Here is a 21,576-nt window from a genome sequence, read left to right as displayed (position 1 = left end):
CTCCGACCCTAGGCCACCCCTCAGCAGTGCGTACGGCGAGCCTCCCGCGTCACCAGACCGGTGTTCCCGAACGTCGAGTCGATCCAGAGCACCCGCCGCCCGGTACCGAGCACCGGCGCCTCCTGACCGCCCGCGTCGCAGCTCACCGGGGTCGCCGGGCTCCCCGACAGCGGCATCATCCACAGGTTCGGGAAGGCCCGCTCCTGTGTGTAGTCGTCGGTGTAGTAGCCGCGGTAGTCGCTGTAGACGAGATAGTCCGCATTGACGGTGATCGAGGGCGAGTACGGGGTCCGCGCAGTCCCCGCAGGGACCAGCACCCGGTCGTGGCTGCCGTCCGCCGAGGCCGCGTGGAGCTGCGTCGGATAGTCGTACAGCGACTCGGCCCAGACCACGTCGTGTCCGTTGGTGTCGACCGCCGTGGGGTACTGGGCGTCGCCGTCCGGCCCGGTGCCCGCCTTCAGCACCGTCAACTCGCCGGTCGCCGGGCGGTACGCCCCCACGTCGAGCCGGTACCCGTTGTTGCGGTCGGCGTGCACGAAGGCGATCAGCCCGTCGGAGACCCGGGGCGCGTGCGCCTCCACCTTCGAGTCCGGGGTGAGGTTGACCCAGTCCTGGTCGCCCTTCTTCATGAACAGGTCGCTGTGGTCGTACGTGCCGCCGTCCGGCACATCGCCCGTCCACACGATCGTGTCGCCGTCGATGTCGGGCGAGCCCTGCATGCCCCCGCCCGGCTCCAGGTCGGTGACAGGACCCGTACCGTCGAACTTCGCCTTCACCACATCGGCGTTGACCCAGTACGGATTGACGCGCGTCAGCCGCGTCCACACCACCGTGCCGCCGCTGATCCGCGGCGCCGTGTTGCCGATGACGCCGTTCTCCGTGGCCGATCCGGTGGCCGGCTCGGAGATCACCCGGGACCGGTCGCCGCCCTTGTCGTTCACGTAGCCGACGTGGATCTCCGGTGCGCCCGAGTACCAGTTCTCGGTACTCGCCACCCAGTGGTTCCCGGACACGTCAGGGGCGGACGCCGGGAGGATGTCGTCGAGCAGTACGTCCGCGTCGTGCGGTTGCCGCTTCTCCCAGCCCTTCACGATGCCGTGGGCGTCGAAGGCCTTCCGTACCGCCCTCAGCTGCTTCCCGTCCGCACCCAGCGCACGCGCCGCGTCGAGCACCGCGAGCCGGCCGCTGTAGAAGTCGGTGAACGGAGTGAAGTACTGGGTGAGCGCGGTGTACGCGATCCGGTCGGCCAGCGCGGGGTCGATGTGCTCGCGGACGTCCCAGAGCGCACCGGAGAAGATCGTCGAGTTGAGGTGGACACCGCCGCTGTCCACGTCGATCGGGGCAGAGACGAAGTCGCGGTCCGCACGGCGCCCGTCGTTCATGTCGCGCAGCGCGCAGTCGCGCGGCACCTTGTCCGGGCAGAGGTCCTCGCCGAGCAGTCCGGCGTCCGGATCGGACATCGCCGTGCCGGAGGCGGTCACGTCGATGGCGTTGCCCAGGTAGTCGGACATCGCCTCGTTGATGGCGCCCGACTGGTTGACGTACAGGAGCCCCGCCGTGTGCTGGGTGACGCCGTGCGTCATCTCATGGCCGACGACATCCAGGTCCGAGGCGAAGGAACGGCCGTTGGACGCCCGCCCGTAGACCATCTTGGTGCCGTCCCAGAAGGCGTTGTCGTACGCCTTCCCGCCGTAGACGACGTCGACGACCGAGGTCATCGAGCCGCCCTTCCCGTCGAGTCCGTCACGCCCCAGACTCTTGTAGAAGTCGTAGACCTGCCCCGCACCCCAGTGCGCGTCGATGGCCCCGGACGTGGTGTTCACCCCGTCGAACAAGGTGCCCGTCGACGCGGCGAGCGGGGTGTCGGCCGGCTCGCGCCGTGCTGGTCGACACCGCTGCCGGTGGCCGGCCCGTCCGCCTGGAGGTTGTCGTACCCGACGACGACCACACCGTGGTGCGCGTCGAGATACACCTCGCGCCTGCCGGGACCGCCGTCGGCGGTCGTCCCGGTCACCGTCAGGTGGTACGCGAGTGCCCCGCCCGCTGCGGACGGTACGACGACCAGCCCGTGCCCGGCGACCTTCTCGGTGCCCTCCCGGAAGTGCACGGTGTCCACCGACGGGAGCAGTGCGATCGCAGCCTCCTCGGTGAACGCGGGTTCGGTGGAGACCGTCAGCCCGGTGAACAGGTCCCCGGCGGCACTCGTCACCCGGTCGCCCCGCTCATGGACGAGATAGGCGGAGCCCAGCACAGGCACCCCGTGGCGGCGCTGGGTGAAGCGCACCGTGGCGGTGTCCCCGGCCCTGGCGGTCCCGGCGGAGTCCAGCTCGAGGCCGGCGGTGCGGTACACGTCGTCGTGGCGGGCGAGGTGGGCGCGGGCCCGCTCCACCGGCGTGGCCCCCGGGTCCCCGCCGCCGACTCCCGCCGCGTACACGGGAGTTCGCGTGAAGGAGAGCGAACCGGCCACCACATCGGGACCCGGCACCGGGTCGTCCGCATGGGCCGCGCCGGGGGAGAGGGCCAGGGGTATCGCGAGTGCGGTGGCCAGGGCGCCACCGAGCACATGCCGTCTGAGACGGGTCATGGAACGGCCTCCTTCTACGGTCGTGTGGCGGGACCGTAGAAGGAGGCCGTTACCCGCCCATTACCGGCAGGCGAGCCCCGATTCGCAGCGGCTCAGAGCCAGTTGCGGCGACCGCCGACCTGCGCGAGCCACTCGTTCAGATACGCGGCCCAGTCGGTCCCCTGGAAGTCGTTCAGCCCCACCTGGAACGCCCGGTAGGAGTCGCTGCCCTCGCTGAACAGCCCCGGCTTCTTGTCCATCTCCAGGATCACGTCCATCTCGCGGTCGTCCGCGACGAAGGTGAGCTCCACCTGGTTGAGCCCCCGGTACTGCGAGGGAGCCTGGAACTCGATCTCCTGGTAGAAGGGGAGCCGCTGACGCGTACCGCGGATGTGACCCCGCTCCATGTCCGCGCTCTTGAAGCGGAACCCGAGCCGGATGAAGGCGTCGAGAATCGCCTGCTGCGCCGGCAGCGGGTGCACGCTGATCGGGTCCAGGTCACCGGAGTCGATGGCCCGGGCGATCTCGAGCTCGGTCGTCACCCCGATGTTCATGCCGCGCAGCTGCTGGCCGTCGACGCTCGTGACGGGCGTCTCCCACGGAATCTCGAGCCCGAACGGCACCACGTGCACGGCGCCGGCCTTGACCTCGAAGGCCCCGCCGATCCGCACCTTGGTGAACTCGATGTCCTGCTTGACCTCCTGGTCACCGCCTTCGACCTCGACGCGCGCCTGCAGCCCGACGGAGAGCCCCTCGATCTGCTGGTCCACGGATCCGCCCTGGATCCGCACCTCACCCTGGACGACACCGCCCGGCACGACGTTGGCCTCGAACAGCTCGGTCTCGACCGAGGCACTGCCCGCACCCAAGCTGGCCAGCAGCTTCTTGAACCCCATATCCACTCCTCCTAGATCCTGACCCCTACATACGCGCAACGACCGCGTTCGGTTCCCCACTACGCTGGTACGCCATGATCGCGAGCCCCGACCGTACGCCGCTGCCACGGGAGTTCTTCGACCGCCCGGTCCTGGAGGTCGCTCCCGACCTGCTGGGCCGCACCCTGGTCCGCAGCACGCCCGAAGGACCCATTGAACTCCGCCTCACGGAAGTTGAGGCGTACGCAGGCGAGATCGACCCCGGCTCGCACGCCTACCGCGGCCCCACCCCGCGCAACGAGGTGATGTTCGGCCCGCCCGGACACGCGTACGTCTACTTCACCTACGGCATGTGGCACTGCCTCAACACGGTCTGCGGCCCCGAGGGCACCGCGAGCGGCGTCCTGCTCCGCGCAGGAGAGGTCCGGGTGGGCGCGGATCTGGCCCGCAAACGTCGAATCTCGGCCCGCCATGACAGAGAACTGGCCAAAGGCCCGGCCCGCCTGGCCACGGCCCTGGACGTGGACCGCACCCTCAACGGCACGGACGTCTGCGCCGCCCCGCCCACCGCCCTGTCCCTGCTCTCAGGGACCCCACCCCACCCCGACCAGGTACGCAACGGCCCGAGGACCGGAGTAGGAGGCGGCGGAGCCACCCAGCCCTGGCGCTTCTGGATCGACAACGACCCCACGGTCAGCCCTTATCGGGTCCACACCCCCCGACGCAGGCGAACTTGACCCGGCCTCGGGGAGCGCCTAACGTAGTCCGAGCCGCTTGAGACGGGTACTGCTATCGGAACGGTCCTCAGGACCCGACCTGAGCACCCGGAAGCGGCCAACCACTACTACGATCAACCCTCACGGGTTTTGTTTTCGGCATGCCGAAAATTAGAACTCAAATGCTCGATTATGAGCTGCCGGGGAAATCGTCTAAAGTAGTGAACACGCCGAAAGGGAAACGCGAAAGCGAAGAACTCGAAGCGGTCCCGCCGACCGGGAATCAGGCCCGAAAGGATCTGATAGAGTCGGAAACGCAAGACCGAAGGGAAGCGCCCGGAGGAAAGCCCCAGAAAATGTTCTGCGGGTGAGTACAAAGGAAGCGTCCGTTCCTTGAGAACTCAACAGCGTGCCAAAAGTCAACGCCAGATATGTTGATACCCCGGCCCACCTCGGTGGGTTGGTGGTTCCTTTGAAAAAGACCTTGTCCCTTGATTGAGGGCAAGGCAACACAGCGAGGACGCAGTGAACGGTCGGTCCTATTCCGACATGACCGTTCCGCTCTTTCGTGTGTCTACTCGCTTCGGCGAGAAAACATTCACGGAGAGTTTGATCCTGGCTCAGGACGAACGCTGGCGGCGTGCTTAACACATGCAAGTCGAACGATGAAGCCTTTCGGGGTGGATTAGTGGCGAACGGGTGAGTAACACGTGGGCAATCTGCCCTTCACTCTGGGACAAGCCCTGGAAACGGGGTCTAATACCGGATAACACCGGGTTCCGCATGGGACCTGGTTAAAAGCTCCGGCGGTGAAGGATGAGCCCGCGGCCTATCAGCTTGTTGGTGGGGTGATGGCCTACCAAGGCGACGACGGGTAGCCGGCCTGAGAGGGCGACCGGCCACACTGGGACTGAGACACGGCCCAGACTCCTACGGGAGGCAGCAGTGGGGAATATTGCACAATGGGCGAAAGCCTGATGCAGCGACGCCGCGTGAGGGATGACGGCCTTCGGGTTGTAAACCTCTTTCAGCAGGGAAGAAGCGAAAGTGACGGTACCTGCAGAAGAAGCACCGGCTAACTACGTGCCAGCAGCCGCGGTAATACGTAGGGTGCGAGCGTTGTCCGGAATTATTGGGCGTAAAGAGCTCGTAGGCGGCTTGTCACGTCGGTTGTGAAAGCCCGGGGCTTAACCCCGGGTCTGCAGTCGATACGGGCAGGCTAGAGTGTGGTAGGGGAGATCGGAATTCCTGGTGTAGCGGTGAAATGCGCAGATATCAGGAGGAACACCGGTGGCGAAGGCGGATCTCTGGGCCATTACTGACGCTGAGGAGCGAAAGCGTGGGGAGCGAACAGGATTAGATACCCTGGTAGTCCACGCCGTAAACGTTGGGAACTAGGTGTTGGCGACATTCCACGTCGTCGGTGCCGCAGCTAACGCATTAAGTTCCCCGCCTGGGGAGTACGGCCGCAAGGCTAAAACTCAAAGGAATTGACGGGGGCCCGCACAAGCAGCGGAGCATGTGGCTTAATTCGACGCAACGCGAAGAACCTTACCAAGGCTTGACATCGCCCGGAAAGCCGTAGAGATACGGCCCCCCTTGTGGTCGGGTGACAGGTGGTGCATGGCTGTCGTCAGCTCGTGTCGTGAGATGTTGGGTTAAGTCCCGCAACGAGCGCAACCCTTGTTCTGTGTTGCCAGCATGCCCTTCGGGGTGATGGGGACTCACAGGAGACTGCCGGGGTCAACTCGGAGGAAGGTGGGGACGACGTCAAGTCATCATGCCCCTTATGTCTTGGGCTGCACACGTGCTACAATGGCCGGTACAATGAGCTGCGATGCCGCGAGGCGGAGCGAATCTCAAAAAGCCGGTCTCAGTTCGGATTGGGGTCTGCAACTCGACCCCATGAAGTCGGAGTTGCTAGTAATCGCAGATCAGCATTGCTGCGGTGAATACGTTCCCGGGCCTTGTACACACCGCCCGTCACGTCACGAAAGTCGGTAACACCCGAAGCCGGTGGCCCAACCCCTTGTGGGAGGGAGCTGTCGAAGGTGGGACTGGCGATTGGGACGAAGTCGTAACAAGGTAGCCGTACCGGAAGGTGCGGCTGGATCACCTCCTTTCTAAGGAGCATCTAGATTCCGCAAGGAATCCAGAGCCACTACGTCGGCAAATGTTCGACGGTGGTTAGCTCATGGGTGGAACGTTGACTACTCGGCACGGTCTCTTCAGCACAACAAGTACTGCTTCGGCGTGGAACGTTGAGCGAAGAGGGATCGGGTCGGGCACGCTGTTGGGTATCTGAAGGTACGGGCTCGTTTGAGTCTGTCCTTCGGTTGCCGGCCCCAGTGCACTCGCTGAACTCAGCGGGGTGATGGGTGGTTGGTCGTTGTTTGAGAACTGCACAGTGGACGCGAGCATCTGTGGCCAAGTTTTTAAGGGCGCACGGTGGATGCCTTGGCACCAGGAACCGATGAAGGACGTGGGAGGCCACGATAGTCCCCGGGGAGCCGTCAACCAGGCTTTGATCCGGGGGTTTCCGAATGGGGAAACCCGGCAGTCGTCATGGGCTGTCACCCATACCTGAACACATAGGGTATGTGGAGGGAACGAGGGGAAGTGAAACATCTCAGTACCCTCAGGAAGAGAAAACAACCGTGATTCCGGGAGTAGTGGCGAGCGAAACCGGATGAGGCCAAACCGTATGCGTGTGATACCCGGCAGGGGTTGCGCATGCGGGGTTGTGGGATCTCTCTTTCACAGTCTGCCGGCTGTGAGACGAGTCAGAAACCGTATGGATAGGCGAAGGACATGCGAAAGGTCCGGCGTAGAGGGTAAGACCCCCGTAGCTGAAATTCATGCGGCTCGTTTGAGAGACACCCAAGTAGCACGGGGCCCGAGAAATCCCGTGTGAATCTGGCGGGACCACCCGCTAAGCCTAAATATTCCCTGGTGACCGATAGCGGATAGTACCGTGAGGGAATGGTGAAAAGTACCGCGGGAGCGGAGTGAAATAGTACCTGAAACCGTGTGCCTACAAGCCGTGGGAGCGTCGCTGGCAGCACTTGTGCTGTCAGTCGTGACTGCGTGCCTTTTGAAGAATGAGCCTGCGAGTTAGCGGTGTGTAGCGAGGTTAACCCGTGTGGGGAAGCCGTAGCGAAAGCGAGTCCGAATAGGGCGATTGAGTTGCACGCTCTAGACCCGAAGCGGAGTGATCTAGCCATGGGCAGGTTGAAGCGGCTGTAAGAGGTCGTGGAGGACCGAACCCACCAGGGTTGAAAACCTGGGGGATGACCTGTGGTTAGGGGTGAAAGGCCAATCAAACTCCGTGATAGCTGGTTCTCCCCGAAATGCATTTAGGTGCAGCGTCGTGTGTTTCTTGCCGGAGGTAGAGCACTGGATAGGCGATGGGCCCTACCGGGTTACTGACCTTAGCCAAACTCCGAATGCCGGTAAGTGAGAGCACGGCAGTGAGACTGTGGGGGATAAGCTCCATGGTCGAGAGGGAAACAGCCCAGAGCATCGACTAAGGCCCCTAAGCGTACGCTAAGTGGGAAAGGATGTGGAGTCGCAGAGACAACCAGGAGGTTGGCTTAGAAGCAGCCACCCTTGAAAGAGTGCGTAATAGCTCACTGGTCAAGTGATTCCGCGCCGACAATGTAGCGGGGCTCAAGCGTACCGCCGAAGTCGTGTCATTCCAGCACATACCCCCAACGGGGGCTGGGATGGGTAGGGGAGCGTCGTGTGCCGGGTGAAGCCGCGCCGGAAGGCAGTGGTGGACGGTTCACGAGTGAGAATGCAGGCATGAGTAGCGATACACACGTGAGAAACGTGTGCGCCGATTGACTAAGGGTTCCTGGGTCAAGCTGATCTGCCCAGGGTAAGTCGGGACCTAAGGCGAGGCCGACAGGCGTAGTCGATGGACAACCGGTTGATATTCCGGTACCCGCTTTGAAACGCCCAATACTGAGCCCATTAATGCTAAGCCCGTGAAGCCGTTCCGGACCCTTCGGGGAAAGGAAAGTGGTGGAGCCGGTGACCCAAGGTGGTAGTAGGTAAGCGATGGGGTGACGCAGGAAGGTAGTCCAGCCCGGGCGGTGGTTGTCCCGGGGTAAGGGTGTAGGCCGTGTGATAGGCAAATCCGTCACACATTAAGGCTGAGACCTGATGCCGAGCCGATTGTGGTGAAGTGGATGATCCTATGCTGTCGAGAAAAGCCTCTAGCGAGTTTCATGGCGGCCCGTACCCTAAACCGACTCAGGTGGTCAGGTAGAGAATACCGAGGCGTTCGGGTGAACTATGGTTAAGGAACTCGGCAAAATGCCCCCGTAACTTCGGGAGAAGGGGGGCCATCACCGGTGAAGGAACTTGCTTCCTGAGCTGGGGGTGGCCGCAGAGACCAGCGAGAAGCGACTGTTTACTAAAAACACAGGTCCGTGCGAAGCCGTAAGGCGATGTATACGGACTGACGCCTGCCCGGTGCTGGAACGTTAAGGGGACCGGTTAGTGACCTTTCGGGGTTGCGAAGCTGAGAACTTAAGCGCCAGTAAACGGCGGTGGTAACTATAACCATCCTAAGGTAGCGAAATTCCTTGTCGGGTAAGTTCCGACCTGCACGAATGGCGTAACGACTTCTCGACTGTCTCAACCATAGGCCCGGTGAAATTGCACTACGAGTAAAGATGCTCGTTTCGCGCAGAAGGACGGAAAGACCCCGGGACCTTTACTACAGTTTGATATTGGTGTTCGGTTCGGCTTGTGTAGGATAGGTGGGAGACTTTGAAGCTGTGACGCCAGTCATGGTGGAGTCGCCGTTGAAATACCACTCTGGTCGTGCTGGATGTCTAACCTCGGTCCGTGATCCGGATCAGGGACAGTGTCTGATGGGTAGTTTAACTGGGGCGGTTGCCTCCTAAAGAGTAACGGAGGCGCCCAAAGGTTCCCTCAGCCTGGTTGGCAATCAGGTGTTGAGTGTAAGTGCACAAGGGAGCTTGACTGTGAGACCGACGGGTCGAGCAGGGACGAAAGTCGGGACTAGTGATCCGGCAGTGGCTTGTGGAAGCGCTGTCGCTCAACGGATAAAAGGTACCCCGGGGATAACAGGCTGATCTTCCCCAAGAGTCCATATCGACGGGATGGTTTGGCACCTCGATGTCGGCTCGTCGCATCCTGGGGCTGGAGTCGGTCCCAAGGGTTGGGCTGTTCGCCCATTAAAGCGGTACGCGAGCTGGGTTTAGAACGTCGTGAGACAGTTCGGTCCCTATCCTCTGTGCGCGTAGGAATATTGAGAAGGGCTGTCCCTAGTACGAGAGGACCGGGACGGACGAACCTCTGGTGTGCCAGTTGTCCTGCCAAGGGCATGGCTGGTTGGCTACGTTCGGAAAGGATAACCGCTGAAAGCATCTAAGCGGGAAGCCTGCTTCGAGATGAGTATTCCCACCCCCTTTGAGGGGTTAAGGCTCCCAGTAGACGACTGGGTTGATAGGCCAGATGTGGAAGCCCGGTAACGGGTGGAGCTGACTGGTACTAATAGGCCGAGGGCTTGTCCTCAGTTGCTCGCGTCCACTGTGTAGTTCCCAGACTACGAACAATCTTGCCCGACTTGAACAGTTCCACTTACTTAATTGAAGAGTGTGCTTGTTCGCTAGAGGCCCATTAGGGTTTCGGTGGTCATAGCGTTAGGGAAACGCCCGGTTACATTCCGAACCCGGAAGCTAAGCCTTTCAGCGCCGATGGTACTGCAGGGGGGACCCTGTGGGAGAGTAGGACGCCGCCGAACAATCTTTGAAGGACCTTTGGTCCCAGCGATCACGCTGGGACCAAAGGTCCTTTTTTATTTCCCGAAGCGCGTCGCATCGTCGACTGCGCGAGAATGACTTGCAGTACCCGAAGACAGGAGCCCCACCCATGTCCACCAACTCTCCCGACGATCGTCCGGATCGCGATCAGCGCGGTCGTGACGACCGTGACCGTGGTCCGCGCAGGGACAGTGACCGTGGTGGCTCCAGCTTCCGCAGGGACGACCGGGGCGGTGACAACCGCGGTGGTGGTGGTTTCCGCGGCGGTGACAACCGTGGGTCCGGCGGGCCGCGTCGTGATGACCGCGGTGGCCGTCCGGCCGGCGGCGGTGGTGGCGGTGGCTACGGTCGTCGCGACGACCGGCCCAGCGGTCCCCGTCGTGACGACGACCGTGGCGGACGGCCCAGCAGCGGTGGCGGGTACCGCGGCGGTCAGCGCGACGACAACCGCGGCGGGTTCCGGCGGGACGACAACCGTGGCGGCGGCGACCGTCCCGGCTTCCGCCGTGACGACCGTGACCGTGGGCCCCGTCGTGATGACGACCGTGGTGGCCGTCCCAGCGGTGGTGGCTTTGAGCGTCGTGACGACCGCGGTGGTGACCGGCCGGGTTTCCGTCGTGATGACGACCGTGGTGGTCGCCCGTCCGGTGGTGGCTTCCGTGGTGGTCAGCGTGATGACCGTGGACCCCGTCGTGACGACGACCGCGGTGGCCGTCCCTCCGGTGGCGGCTATGGGCGTCGTGACGACCGGCCGAGCGGGCCGCGTCGTGATGACGAGCGCGGTGGCGGCTTCCGTCGTGACGACCGTGGTGGCCGTCCCAGCGGTGGTGGCTTCGAGCGTCGTGACGACCGCGGTGGCCGTCCGAGCGGTGGTGGCTTCGAGCGTCGTGACGACCGCGGCGGTGACCGGCCGAGTTTCCGTCGTGATGACGACCGTGGTGGTCGCCCCTCCGGTGGTGGCTTCCGTGGTGGTCAGCGTGATGACCGTGGACCCCGTCGTGACGACGACCGCGGTGGATACCGTGGGGGTCAGCGCGACGACCGTGGTGGCCGTCCGAGCGGTGGCGGTTTTGAGCGTCGTGACGACCGTGGCGGTGACCGGCCGAGTTTCCGTCGTGATGACGACCGGGGGGGCCGTCCGTCCGGTGGTGGCTTCCGTGGTGGTCAGCGTGATGACCGTGGACCCCGTCGTGACGACGACCGTGGGGGCCGTCCCTCCGGCGGTGGCTTCGAGCGTCGTGACGACCGGCCGAGTTTCCGTCGTGACGACGACCGTGGGGGCCGTCCCTCCGGTGGCGGCTATGGACGTCGTGACGACCGGCCGAGCGGGCCGCGTCGTGATGACGAGCGCGGTGGCGGCTTCCGTCGTGACGACCGTGGTGGCCGTCCCAGCGGTGGTGGCTTCGAGCGTCGTGACGACCGCGGCGGCGACCGCGGTGGGTACCGCGGCGGGCAGCGTGACGACCGTGGGGGCGACCGCGGCGGTTACCGCGGTGGCCAGCGCGATGACCGTGGTGGCGAGCGGGGCGGCTACCAGGGCGACCGTGACCGCGAGCCGATCCGCCGGCTGCCGATTCCCGAGGACGTCACTGGGCACGAGATCGACGGTGATGTGCGGCAGGAGCTGATGAGCCTGCCCAAGACCCTCGCCGACGACGTCGCCAAGAACCTGGTGATGGTCGCCCGGCTGATCGACGAGGACCCGGAGGAGGCCTACGCGTACTCGCGTATCGCGCTGAAGCTCGCCTCCCGCGTGGCCGCCGTCCGTGAGGCCGCCGGCTTCGCCGCGTACGCCACGCAGAAGTACTCCGAGGCGCTGGCCGAGTTCCGGGCCGCCAAGCGCATGACCGGCAGCGTGGAGCTGTGGCCCGTGATGGCCGACTGCGAGCGCGGTCTGGGCCGCCCCGAGCGCGCGATGGCCATGGCCGGCGAGCCCGAGGTGCAGAAGCTCGACAAGGCCGGTCAGGTCGAGATGCGTCTCGTCGCGGCCGGTGCCCGGCGTGACATGGGGCAGATCGACGCGGCGATCGTGACGCTGCAGAGCCCCGAACTGGCGTCGAACTCCGTACAGCCGTGGACCGCGCGACTGCGGTACGCCTACGCCGACGCGCTGCTGGCTGCCAAGCGTGAGGACGAGGCCAAGGAGTGGTTCGCCAAGGCGATCGAGGCCGACCGCGACGGGACCACCGACGCCTCTGACCGGCTCGCCGAGCTGGAGGGCGTCGAGTTCGTCGACGTCGAGGAAGAGGCCGACGACGAAGCCGACGTTGAGGCCGAGGTGGAGGTTGAGGCCGACGACGAGGTTGAGGCCGAGGTTGAAGCCGAGGCCGAGGTTGAGGCCGAAGTTGAGGTCGACGAGCAGGTTGTCGACCGCGACAAGGACTGAGTCCATGTGAAGAAGGGCGGCACCCCCTCGGGGTGCCGCCCTTCTTTGCGTACGCGTGTCAGTCGACCGTCAGGCTGCGCAGCACCAGGCCCGAGGCCGGCTTGGGGCCGAAGGACGTCGACTTGCGGGGCATCGTCACGCCCTGGCGGGCCAGGTCCCGTACGACCTCCTCGCGTACCGGATGCATCAGAACGGCCGTCGCGTTGTGGCGCTCCGCCTGCTCGACCGCCGCCTCCGTGTCATGGATGTACGCGATGTGCTCGGGGGTGTCCGGGGTGCGCCACACCTCGTCGAGCAGCGTCGAGTGCAGCACCGTCGCGTCCAGCGTGCGCCAGGCCTCCGGGCGGTCCGTGCGGATCGTGCGCGCGAGAAGAGCCCGGTCGGGGTGGGAGAGCAGGTGGAAGCGGCCGTCGCCGGCCAGCAGGAAGGCGTTGCCCTCGGCCGCTGCTTCCGCGAGCGCCGTGAGGGCCTGGGGGAGCGGGGCGTCGATCGTACGGACGTGGAAGGCACCGGCCGCAGCCTGGAGAGCCTCCGCCACCGGGAGGCGGTGCAGCAGGCGGTGGATCGCGCGGACCTGGAGCGGGTGGCGGGCCGTGTCGACCAGGAGGACCAGGCCGTACTCCCAGGGGCTGGGGGACGCGTGCTCGGTCCGCAGCCGCAGATACGTCGCCCAGCGGTGATGCCCGTCGGCGATCAGCGCCTGGCGGTGTGCGAGGTCGGCGCGGACCTCGGCCAGTTCGGTGGGGTCCGTGAGGGACCAGAGGCGGTGGCTGAAGCCGTCCTCCGTGGTGGTCGCCAGGAGCGGGTCGCGGGTGATCGTGTGCTCGATGACCGCCGTGGCGCCGGTGGTGGTGCCGTCCGAGCGGTAGGTGAGCAGGAGGGGTTCGAGGTTCGCCGCCGTCGTACGCATCAGGGCCGCGCGGTCCTCGACGATGTGCGGCATCACGTCCTCGTGGGGCAGGACCACGCCGTCCTCGGGGGCCGAGAGCGCCAGGGCGCCGACCAGGCCGCGCTGGAGGAGACCGTCCCTGCTCTGCTCGTAGACGTAGAGCGCCGGTTCGGGGTCCGGGGCGAGGACGCCCTCCGCGAGCCACTGGGTGAGGGTGGCCGCCGCCTGTTCGTTGCGGGCGGCGGGGGTACTCGCCTGGGGGAGGATCAGCCGGACGATGTTGTGCGGGTCCGCGGATTCGAGGTGGTGCAGTCCGTCGGGGCGGACCACGACGTCGTACGGGGGAGAGGTGACGGCCGCGAGGCTGCCGACCCGCTCGGGGACGTACCGCAGTCCGCGGAAGGGGAACAGGTGCAAACCGCCGGCCGCACGCCCAGTTGTGCTCATTGCTGCATCGTAGGTGTGGTGCGGCGATGGGGGATGATCGGGGGAGATCAAGCGAATGAGGAGTGCGATGAGTCAGCAGAGCAGGCAGAGCCCCGACGGCAGCGCGACCGCGCTGAGCGAGGCGTACGACACGGCTCTGCTGGATCTGGACGGGGTCGTCTACGCCGGCGGCGAGGCCATCGTGCACGCCGTCGAGTCGCTGGGGACGGCGCGGGACGGCGGGATGCATCTCGCGTACGTCACCAACAACGCGCTGCGGACCCCGGACGCGGTGGCCGGGCACCTCACCGAGCTCGGTATCCCCACCGGGGAGAGCGATGTCATCACCTCCGCCCAGGCCGCCGCCCGGCTGATCTCCGAACAAGTGCCGGAAGGATCACGGGTGTTGGTCATCGGCGGCGAGGGGCTGCGGGTCGCGCTGCGCGAGCGCGGTCTGGTGCCGGTCGACTCCGCCGACGACGATCCGGCCGCCGTGGCGCAGGGGTTCGGCGGACCCGATCTGCCCTGGTCGCGGTTTGCCGAGGCTTCGTACGCGATCCGGCGCGGGGTGCCGTGGTTCGCGTCCAACACCGACCTGACCATCCCGAGTGCGCGGGGGATCGCTCCCGGGAACGGGGCCGCGGTCGAGGTCGTACGCATCGCCACAGGCGCCGAGCCGCAGGTCGCCGGGAAGCCGCTGCCGCCGATGCACCGGGAGACCGTGCTGCGCACCGGGGCGAAGCGGCCGCTGGTGGTGGGGGACCGGCTCGACACGGACATCGAGGGCGCGTTCAACGGGGGTGTGGACTCGCTGCTCGTACTGACCGGGGTGACCGACGGGGCGCAGCTCCTGGCGGCGAAGCCCGAGCACCGGCCGACCTATGTGGACGCCGACCTGCGGGGGCTGCTGACCGGGCAGCCGGCGGTGGAGGCGCGGGACGGCGGGTTCGGGTGCGGGGGCTGGACCGCTTCCGTACGGGACGAGGCGTTTGTGCTCGACGGGGACGGGGAGGCGCTGGACGGGCTGCGGGCGCTGTGCGCGGCGGCCTGGACCGAGGCGGGCGACGGGGTGTGCGCGCTGGACGGCGGGAAGGCGCTCGCGAAGCTGGGGCTCTAGGGCCCCTGGACAGCGCCCGGTCAGGTTAGGTTAGCCTTACCAGGTGTTGGTAGAGAGTCCTCCTCAGGCGGGTGCGGCGACCGCGCCCGTGCCCCGCAGGCGTCATACGGTCCGTGCCGCCGGTCTGCTCGCGTCAACGGCCCTGCTGGTGCTGGTCGTTGTGGCGAGCATCGCGATCGGTGCCAAACAGGTGCCGGTCGCCGACGTGTGGCACGGACTGCTGCACAATTCGGGCGCGGGCACCGATGTCCTCATCCGTGAGGTTCGCATCCCGCGGACCGTGCTCGGGCTGCTCGTCGGCGCCGCGCTCGGAGTGGCCGGTGCGGTGATGCAGGCGCTCACCCGCAACCCGATCGCGGAGCCCGGCATCCTCGGGGTGAACGCAGGGTCGTCGGCCGCCGTCGTCACCGCGATCAGCCTCTTCGGGGTCTCGTCCTTCACCGGCTACGTGTGGTTCGCCTTCATCGGCGCGGCCGTCGTCTCGGTCCTCGTCTACGCACTGAGCGGCGGCCGCAGCGCGACACCGGTGCGCCTCGCGCTCGCCGGGACGGCGCTCACCGCGGCGCTGCTCGGCTATGTGAACGCCGTACAGCTGCTGAACTCGGCGGCGCTCGACCAGATGCGCTTCTGGACCGTCGGCTCGCTCGCATCGGCCGACGGGAAGGTCATCTCGGAGGTCTGGCCGTTCATCGTGGTCGGTCTGGTCCTCGCCCTGCTCATCGCGCGGCCGCTCAACGCCATGGCGATGGGTGACGACACCGCGAAGGCGCTGGGCGCCCATCTGAACCGCACGCGCGTCGTCGCGATGATCGCCGTCACCCTCCTGTGCGGGGCCGCGACGGCCGCCTGCGGGCCGATCCTCTTCATCGGGCTGATGGTGCCGCACGTGGTGCGGGCCATCACCGGGCCCGACATGCGCTGGGTCCTGCCGTACTCGGCGGTGCTCTCGCCCGTGCTGCTGCTCGGCGCCGATGTGCTCGGGCGGGTCGTCACCCGGCCCGCGGAGCTGCAGGTCGGCATCGTGACCGCGCTCGTCGGCGGGCCCGTCTTCATCTTTCTCGTACGGCGCCGGAGGATGGCCCAGCTGTGAAAGCGATACGTGGGACACGTGCGATCCGCACCTCGGGCGGGTTCTCCTTCCGGGTCGACGTCCGGGCGGCTGCGGCCGTACTGCTGCTGACCGTCGTGGCGCTGGCGGCCGGGGTCGTGCTCATCGGGGTCGGCGACTATCCGATCGCACCCGGCGACGTCGTACGGACACTCTTCGGCGGCGGGACCGTCGCGCAGGAGTTCATCGTCAACGACCTGCGCCTGCCGCGCGTGCTCGTCGGGCTGCTCGTCGGGGTCGCGCTCGGGATTTCGGGGGCGGTCTTCCAGTCCATCTCCCGCAATCCGCTGGGCAGTCCGGACGTGATCGGCTTCGGCCAGGGTTCGTCCGTGGGCGCGCTCACGGTGATCGTCCTCTTCCAGGGCGGATCCGTCGCCGTCGCGGGCGGGGCGATCGTCGGAGGCCTGGTGACCGGCGTCGCGATCTACGCGCTCGCGTGGAAGCGCGGGGTGCACGGCTACCGGCTGGTCCTGGTCGGGATCGGGGCTGCCGCCATGCTCACCGCCTGCGTCAGCTATCTGCTCACCAAGGCCAACCTCGTCGACGCCACCCGGGCCGTCGTCTGGATGACGGGCTCGCTGGACGGGCGGGACTGGTCGCAGTTCTGGCCGCTGCTCGTGGCCTGCGCGGTCCTCGTCCCGGTGGTGCTCGGCAACGGGCGCAACCTGCGGATGCTGGAGATGGGCGACGACGCGGCCTTCGCGCTGGGCGTACGGGTCGAACGGACCCGGCTCGTGCTCATGCTCGCCGCCGTGCTCCTCACCGCGATCGCCACGGCAGCGGCAGGACCCATCGCCTTCGTGGCGCTCACCGCGCCGCAGCTCGCCCGCCGGGTGACCCGCTCGGCCGGACCCAATCTTCTCGCCGCCGCCGTGATGGGCGCGGTCCTGGTCGTCGTGGCCGACTGGATCGCCCAACAGGCCTTCGGTGACCGCCAGTTGCCGGTCGGTGTGGTGACCGGTGTGCTGGGCGGCGTCTACCTGCTGTGGCTGCTGGTCACCGAACGCAAGGCAGGACGGATCTGATGACCTCGATGACCCCGTCGACTTCCAGGAATTCCAGGAGCAGGACCATGCAGCGACTGACCGCCGAAGCCGTGACCCTCGGCTACGACCAGCGGACCATCGCGGAGAACCTGTCCGTCGAGATACCGGACAACTCTTTCACGGTCATCGTCGGACCCAACGCGTGCGGCAAGTCCACCCTGCTGCGGGCCCTCTCGCGGATGCTCAAGCCGACGAAGGGGCGGGTCCTCCTCGACGGGCAGGCCATCGGCTCGATGCCCGCGAAGAAGGTCGCCAAGACGCTGGGGCTGCTGCCGCAGTCCTCGATCGCCCCGGACGGCATCACCGTCGCCGACCTGGTCGCGCGCGGGCGTTATCCGCACCAGGGGCTGCTGCGTCAGTGGTCGCCCGAGGACGAGCGGGTCGTCGAGGAGTCGATGGCCTCGACGGGCGTCGCCGAGCTGGCCGATCGCTATGTCGACGAACTCTCCGGCGGGCAGCGCCAGCGGGTGTGGATCGCGATGGCGCTGGCCCAGCAGACGCCGTTGCTGCTGCTCGACGAGCCGACGACGTACCTGGACATCCAGCACCAGATCGACGTCCTCGACCTCTGCGCCGACCTGCACGAGACGCAGGGGCGCACGCTCGTGGCCGTCCTGCACGACCTGAATCACGCGGCGCGCTACGCCACCCATCTGATCGCGATGCGCACCGGGGAGATCGTGGCGGAGGGCGCCCCGGAGGATGTGGTCACCGCAGACCTCGTGGAGCGGGTCTTCGGGGTGAAGTGCCAGGTCATCGACGATCCGGAGACCGGGACTCCGCTCGTGGTGCCGGCCGGGCGCAAGGCTCGTGCCCGTACGGCTACAGCAGTGTCCTGAGCCGCAGCAGATCGCGGAAGCCCGCCTCCAGGCGGACCCGGCCCGAGCCCCACGCCTTGGCGAAGTTCAGCTCGCCGCCGACCATCGCGACCAGGTCGTCGCCCTTCATGGCGAGGCGGATCTCGGCCTTCTCGCGGGGCGGGCCGTGCTGGGTGTCCCGCACTTCGATACGACCGTCCACCAGACGGCCGGTGAAGGTGACGTCGAGGTCCGTGATGTGGCAGCTCAGCGAGCGGTCGAGCGCGGCTGCGCTGCGGACCTGGCTGTTCGCCTGCGCCATGTTGTCCGAAAGCGTGTCGAGCGCGCTGCGGCACTCCTCTGTCGTGGCCATCGTGATCGACGGTACCTCAGTGGATCGCGGTAGCGTCTTGGCATGAGCGAGAGCGACGGCGGCCCCACCGCGGTGCAGGACCCCACAGCGCCCGTGCCCCTGGGCGTGGTGCGGACACCCACCGGAAACGCGCAGGTCGACGCGGAACTGGAGCGGCTCGGCGACGCGGACCACCTCCCGGCGGACGGACACATCGAGGTGTACGAAGATGTACACCGGGGGCTGCGTGAGGCGCTGGACGCGCTGGACGCACGCCCGGGTCCTCCGGCTCCCCCGACATCGACTCAGTACGACCGCAGGAGCTGAACGAAACGTGGCAGGAGTGGCACGCCGCCGCCTCGACGCCGAACTGGTCCGCCGCAACCTCGCGCGCTCGCGCGAGCACGCCAGTCAGCTGATCGCCGCGAAGCGGGTGACCGTCGGCGGCGCCACCGCGACCAAGGCCGCGACCCAGGTCGAGACGAGCGCGGCCGTCGTCGTGCTCAAGGACGACACCGATCCCGACTACGTCTCGCGCGGCGGGCACAAACTCGCCGGGGCCTTCGCCGCCTTCGTACCGCTCGGGCTGAAGGTCGAGGGGCGGCGCGCGCTGGACGCGGGCGCCTCCACCGGCGGCTTCACCGATGTGCTGCTGCGGGCGGGGGCGTCGGGCGTCGTCGCCGTGGACGTCGGGTACGGGCAGCTCGCCTGGTCGCTGCAGAGCGACGACCGGGTCACCGTGAAGGACCGTACGAACGTACGCGAGTTGACGCTCGAGGCGATCGACGGAATGCCGGCCGATCTGGTCGTCGGCGACCTCTCCTTCATCGCCCTTGGCCTGGTGCTTCCCGCGCTGGCCCGGTGCGCCGCGCCCGACGCCGACCTGGTCCTGATGGTCAAGCCGCAGTTCGAGATCGGCAAGGACCGGCTCGGCAGCGGCGGTGTCGTCCGCAGCCCGGAACTGCGGGCCGAGACCGTACGGACCGTGGCGCGCCAGGCGGCCGAACTCGGCCTCGGCGTACGGGGCGTGACCGCGAGCCCGCTGCCTGGACCTTCCGGGAATGTCGAGTACTTTCTGTGGCTGCGGGCGGATGCGCCCGCGCTCGATCCGGCCGATGTGGACCGTGCAGTGGCAGAGGGGCCGCAGTGACAGAAGAAGCAGCAGCGACGCGCACCGTTTTCCTGCTGGCGCACACCGGAAGGCCGGCGGCCATCCGCAGTGCCGAACTCGTCGTCGAAGGGCTGCTCAAATGCGGCCTGGGCGTACGGGTACTGGAGGCGGAGGCGGCCGACCTGCCGCTGCCCGCATCGGTGCAGCTGGTGGCCGAGGCGACGCCCGCGGCGCTCGACGACTGCGAGCTGCTGATCGTCCTCGGCGGTGACGGGACGCTGCTGCGCGGCGCCGAGTTCGCCCGCGCCTCCGGGGTGCCGATGCTCGGGGTCAACCTGGGGCGGGTCGGTTTCCTGGCCGAGGCCGAGCGCGACGACCTCGACAAGGTCGTCGACCGGGTCGTCACCCGTGCGTACGAGGTCGAGGAGCGGATGACCGTCGATGTGCTGGTGCACAACAACGGGGACGTCGTGCACCGGGACTGGGCGCTCAACGAGGCCGCCGTACAGAAGACCGAGCCCGAGCGGATGCTCGAGGTCGTCCTGGAGATCGACGGACGCCCGGTGACCGGCTTCGGCTGCGACGGGATCGTCTGCGCCACCCCGACGGGCTCGACCGCGTACGCCTTCTCGGCCGGCGGTCCTGTCGTCTGGCCCGAGGTGGAGGCGCTGCTGATGGTGCCGATCGGCGCCCATGCGCTCTTCGCCAAGCCCCTCGTCACCTCGCCGACGTCGGTGCTCGCCGTCGAGGTACAGCCGCACACCCCGCAGGGGGTGCTCTGGTGCGACGGGCGCAGGTCGGTTCCGCTGCCCGCGGGGGCGCGGGTGGAGGTGCGACGCGGGGCTGTTCCCGTACGGCTGGCGCGGCTGCACCATGCGTCGTTCACCGACCGTCTGGTCGCGAAGTTCGCGCTGCCGGTGGCGGGTTGGCGCGGGGCGCCGAACTAGACGGCGGGCCTGCGCAGAGCTGTGTGCACGGGGATTCCTGTGGCGAGCACGGTGAGTGCCGCGGTTCCCGCGACGGCGCCCGGAGGAAGTTGCCAGGGGACGTACGGGAAGGGTGATCCGTACGCGGTGCCGAGCATCGGGGCCAGCGTCAGCAGGGCGATCGCCGTACCCAGGACCAGTGCGGTGGCCGCCACGATCAGCGCCTCCCAGACCGCCATCGCGCGCACCTGGGAGGGGCTTGTGCCGACCACCCGCAGCAGCGCGATGTCGCGGCGGCGCTCGAAGGAGATCATGGCGAGGGTGTTGGCCGCGGCGATCGCGGCGAAGCCCGTGTAGAGCGCCGTGCCGAGGTACTCCAGCCATACGTCGCCGGGGCTGCCCGCGCTGCCCGTACGGTGCTGCGCGGTGGCCAGCGTCATGATCTTGATGAGCCCGAACCCCGTGGCCAGGACCAGCGGGACGACCGCCGCGGAGAAACGGCGCGGCTGCGAGCGGACGTTGAGCGCGGCCAGCTGGGCCGTGACCCCGAAGCGGCCGAAGGGCGCCGAGACGATCCGGGCCGCGGGGCCGACGAGGCGCGGGCCGAGCAGCCCCACGCCCACGCAGAACAGGATCAGTACGAAGAACGCGGCCTGGCCCGCCTCCTCCGCGTCCTGCCGGGACAGCAGTACGGAGAGGAACAGCCCGCCGGCGACCGCGATCACCCCGAGCGGCGCCCGCACCCGGCCCAGACCCCGGCGGCCCGCCGTCGCCTCGTCCAGCGCCCTGGCAGGGCGCAGCAGCGAGAAGCGCAGCGAGCTGAGCATCGCGGCGGCGGTCGAGGTCACCACGGCGACGCCCACACAGATCGGCAGGACGAGCCAGGTGAAGCCGAACGGCACGCCCTGCGGAATCAGTCCGTGCGTCACCATCGCGTCGAACCACAGCCGGGACAGCGCCGAGCCGAGCACCGCACCCACGAGCGCCGCCGGCACGGATGCCGCGAGGGCCTGGGCGGCCACGGCCCGGCGGACCTGGCGGGGCCTCGCGCCCACCGCACGGACCAGCGCGAGCTCGCGGTGCTGCTGCACCACAGCGGTCCCCATCGTCGACGCGACGACAAAAATCGACATGTAGATCGAGACCATCAGAAGGACCACGGCGGTGTCCCCGACACTGTTGGCGGTCATCGTCCTGCGCGCCTGCGCGGACACCCCGTCGCCGCCGGTCGCGATCAGCACCGTCGCCGACGCACTCACCACGATCGCCGCGAACAGCGCCGCCACCACCGTTCCTACGAAGGCGGGGCGGTGCCCGCGCAGTGCCGAGAGCGACAGTCCTGTACCCATGAATTGCATCGTGCCGGGGGAGGCGCGGCGGGTGCCATGAGGTGATCACCCCGATTGGGGTGGGGTTTTCCCCCGTGCACGGGAGAGTGACGGTGCGGGGCCCGTCGCACACCGGGC

At 67.4% G+C, this 21,576-nt stretch carries 15 protein-coding genes, 3 rRNA genes and 1 pseudogene; 13 read left to right on the top strand and 6 right to left on the bottom strand.

The features are described 5' to 3' along the window. Window positions 1-20 precede the first annotated feature (20 nt). From OG707_RS06135 to OG707_RS06125, 3 genes are all read right to left on the bottom strand, one after another. On the bottom strand, window positions 21-1,823 hold the full coding sequence (locus OG707_RS06135) for a M4 family metallopeptidase (protein WP_329115174.1): 1,803 nt from the start codon (window positions 1,821-1,823) through the stop codon (window positions 21-23). Further along, complete coding sequence (locus OG707_RS06130) at window positions 1,820-2,584, bottom strand: hypothetical protein (protein WP_329115172.1); 765 nt, start codon at window positions 2,582-2,584, stop codon at window positions 1,820-1,822. Before OG707_RS06130 ends, OG707_RS06135 begins: the two co-directional genes overlap by 4 nt. A gap of 92 nt (window positions 2,585-2,676) precedes the next feature. Beyond that, window positions 2,677-3,459: a sporulation protein gene (locus OG707_RS06125; protein WP_329115170.1), complete on the bottom strand. Its 783-nt coding sequence runs from the start codon at window positions 3,457-3,459 to the stop codon at window positions 2,677-2,679. Window positions 3,460-3,533: 74 nt separating this feature from the next. Between OG707_RS06125 and OG707_RS06120 the strand changes: the two genes are divergently transcribed. From OG707_RS06120 to OG707_RS06095, 6 genes and pseudogenes are all read left to right on the top strand, one after another. After that, window positions 3,534-4,175, top strand: coding sequence for a DNA-3-methyladenine glycosylase (locus OG707_RS06120; protein ID WP_329115168.1), 642 nt, complete (start codon window positions 3,534-3,536; stop codon window positions 4,173-4,175). A 576-nt stretch (window positions 4,176-4,751) separates the two neighbouring features. Next, window positions 4,752-6,277 (top strand): 16S ribosomal RNA (locus OG707_RS06115). 302 nt (window positions 6,278-6,579) lie between these two features. Continuing rightward, window positions 6,580-9,704, top strand: a 23S ribosomal RNA gene (locus OG707_RS06110). 112 nt (window positions 9,705-9,816) lie between these two features. Next, a 5S ribosomal RNA gene (gene rrf / locus OG707_RS06105) occupies window positions 9,817-9,933 on the top strand. The 16S, 23S and 5S rRNA genes sit together here, the layout of an rRNA operon. A gap of 212 nt (window positions 9,934-10,145) precedes the next feature. Then, window positions 10,146-11,201 (top strand): annotated as a pseudogene (locus tag OG707_RS42430) (hypothetical protein); the annotation flags it as partial. Window positions 11,202-11,579: 378 nt separating this feature from the next. Beyond that, window positions 11,580-12,338 carry a hypothetical protein gene (locus OG707_RS06095; protein ID WP_329115162.1) on the top strand — a complete coding sequence of 253 codons (759 nt, stop codon included), beginning with the start codon at window positions 11,580-11,582 and terminating at the stop codon, window positions 12,336-12,338. Between the two features lie 58 nt (window positions 12,339-12,396). On the opposite strand, the gene OG707_RS06090 is transcribed toward OG707_RS06095, so the two are convergent. Continuing rightward, on the bottom strand, window positions 12,397-13,674 hold the full coding sequence (locus OG707_RS06090) for a DUF1015 domain-containing protein (protein WP_329115160.1): 1,278 nt from the start codon (window positions 13,672-13,674) through the stop codon (window positions 12,397-12,399). Between the two features lie 67 nt (window positions 13,675-13,741). Here OG707_RS06090 and OG707_RS06085 point away from each other — a divergent pair, with 67 nt between their 5' ends. The 4 genes from OG707_RS06085 to OG707_RS06070 are packed head-to-tail and all read left to right on the top strand — an operon-like array spanning window position 13,742 to window position 17,763. Next, window positions 13,742-14,770, top strand: coding sequence for an HAD-IIA family hydrolase (locus tag OG707_RS06085; RefSeq protein WP_329115158.1), 1,029 nt, complete (start codon window positions 13,742-13,744; stop codon window positions 14,768-14,770). A 43-nt stretch (window positions 14,771-14,813) separates the two neighbouring features. After that, window positions 14,814-15,860, top strand: coding sequence for a FecCD family ABC transporter permease (locus OG707_RS06080; protein ID WP_329115156.1), 1,047 nt, complete (start codon window positions 14,814-14,816; stop codon window positions 15,858-15,860). Further along, complete coding sequence (locus OG707_RS06075) at window positions 15,857-16,903, top strand: FecCD family ABC transporter permease (RefSeq protein WP_443071270.1); 1,047 nt, start codon at window positions 15,857-15,859, stop codon at window positions 16,901-16,903. The genes OG707_RS06080 and OG707_RS06075 overlap by 4 nt, the downstream gene beginning before the upstream one ends. A 47-nt stretch (window positions 16,904-16,950) precedes the next feature. Next, entirely contained in the window at window positions 16,951-17,763 is an 813-nt protein-coding gene (locus tag OG707_RS06070; protein WP_329115154.1) for an ABC transporter ATP-binding protein, read from the top strand. Here the strand turns inward: OG707_RS06070 and OG707_RS06065 are convergent. Further along, the gene (locus OG707_RS06065; RefSeq protein WP_329115152.1) at window positions 17,747-18,094 is read right to left on the bottom strand and encodes an SCP2 sterol-binding domain-containing protein; all 348 of its coding nucleotides are present in this window, start codon (window positions 18,092-18,094) and stop codon (window positions 17,747-17,749) included. The genes OG707_RS06070 and OG707_RS06065 overlap by 17 nt on opposite strands. A 42-nt stretch (window positions 18,095-18,136) precedes the next feature. Here OG707_RS06065 and OG707_RS06060 point away from each other — a divergent pair, with 42 nt between their 5' ends. From OG707_RS06060 to OG707_RS06050, 3 genes are read left to right on the top strand one after another with little or no spacing between them, the layout of a single operon-like run. Next, window positions 18,137-18,400: a hypothetical protein gene (locus OG707_RS06060; protein ID WP_329115150.1), complete on the top strand. Its 264-nt coding sequence runs from the start codon at window positions 18,137-18,139 to the stop codon at window positions 18,398-18,400. A 7-nt stretch (window positions 18,401-18,407) separates the two neighbouring features. Further along, window positions 18,408-19,223 (top strand): TlyA family RNA methyltransferase, encoded by an 816-nt coding sequence (locus tag OG707_RS06055; protein ID WP_329115148.1) that lies wholly within the window; start codon window positions 18,408-18,410, stop codon window positions 19,221-19,223. Beyond that, window positions 19,220-20,131: an NAD kinase gene (locus tag OG707_RS06050; RefSeq protein ID WP_329115146.1), complete on the top strand. Its 912-nt coding sequence runs from the start codon at window positions 19,220-19,222 to the stop codon at window positions 20,129-20,131. The genes OG707_RS06055 and OG707_RS06050 overlap by 4 nt, the downstream gene beginning before the upstream one ends. On the opposite strand, the gene OG707_RS06045 is transcribed toward OG707_RS06050, so the two are convergent. Further along, window positions 20,128-21,459: an ABC transporter permease gene (locus tag OG707_RS06045; protein WP_329115144.1), complete on the bottom strand. Its 1,332-nt coding sequence runs from the start codon at window positions 21,457-21,459 to the stop codon at window positions 20,128-20,130. The two genes, OG707_RS06050 and OG707_RS06045, sit on opposite strands and share 4 nt — an antisense overlap. Window positions 21,460-21,576: the final 117 nt, after the last annotated feature.

This window comes from Streptomyces sp. NBC_01465 (assembly GCF_036227325.1).
Taxonomy (GTDB): Bacteria; Actinomycetota; Actinomycetes; order Streptomycetales; family Streptomycetaceae; genus Streptomyces.
The sequence above is the reverse complement of the archived record's forward strand: the minus strand, read 5'-3'. Positions and strand labels throughout refer to the sequence as shown.

Coding starts and splice junctions, on each gene's coding strand:
- OG707_RS06130 (WP_329115172.1), bottom strand. CDS start 2,584: ATGACCCGTCTCAGACGGCATGTGCTCGGTGGCGCCCTGGCCACCGCA.
- OG707_RS06125 (WP_329115170.1), bottom strand. CDS start 3,459: ATGGGGTTCAAGAAGCTGCTGGCCAGCTTGGGTGCGGGCAGTGCCTCG.
- OG707_RS06120 (WP_329115168.1), top strand. CDS start 3,534: ATGATCGCGAGCCCCGACCGTACGCCGCTGCCACGGGAGTTCTTCGAC.
- OG707_RS06095 (WP_329115162.1), top strand. CDS start 11,580: ATGAGCCTGCCCAAGACCCTCGCCGACGACGTCGCCAAGAACCTGGTG.
- OG707_RS06090 (WP_329115160.1), bottom strand. CDS start 13,674: ATGAGCACAACTGGGCGTGCGGCCGGCGGTTTGCACCTGTTCCCCTTC.
- OG707_RS06085 (WP_329115158.1), top strand. CDS start 13,742: ATGAGTCAGCAGAGCAGGCAGAGCCCCGACGGCAGCGCGACCGCGCTG.
- OG707_RS06070 (WP_329115154.1), top strand. CDS start 16,951: ATGCAGCGACTGACCGCCGAAGCCGTGACCCTCGGCTACGACCAGCGG.
- OG707_RS06065 (WP_329115152.1), bottom strand. CDS start 18,094: ATGGCCACGACAGAGGAGTGCCGCAGCGCGCTCGACACGCTTTCGGAC.
- OG707_RS06060 (WP_329115150.1), top strand. CDS start 18,137: ATGAGCGAGAGCGACGGCGGCCCCACCGCGGTGCAGGACCCCACAGCG.
- OG707_RS06045 (WP_329115144.1), bottom strand. CDS start 21,459: ATGGGTACAGGACTGTCGCTCTCGGCACTGCGCGGGCACCGCCCCGCC.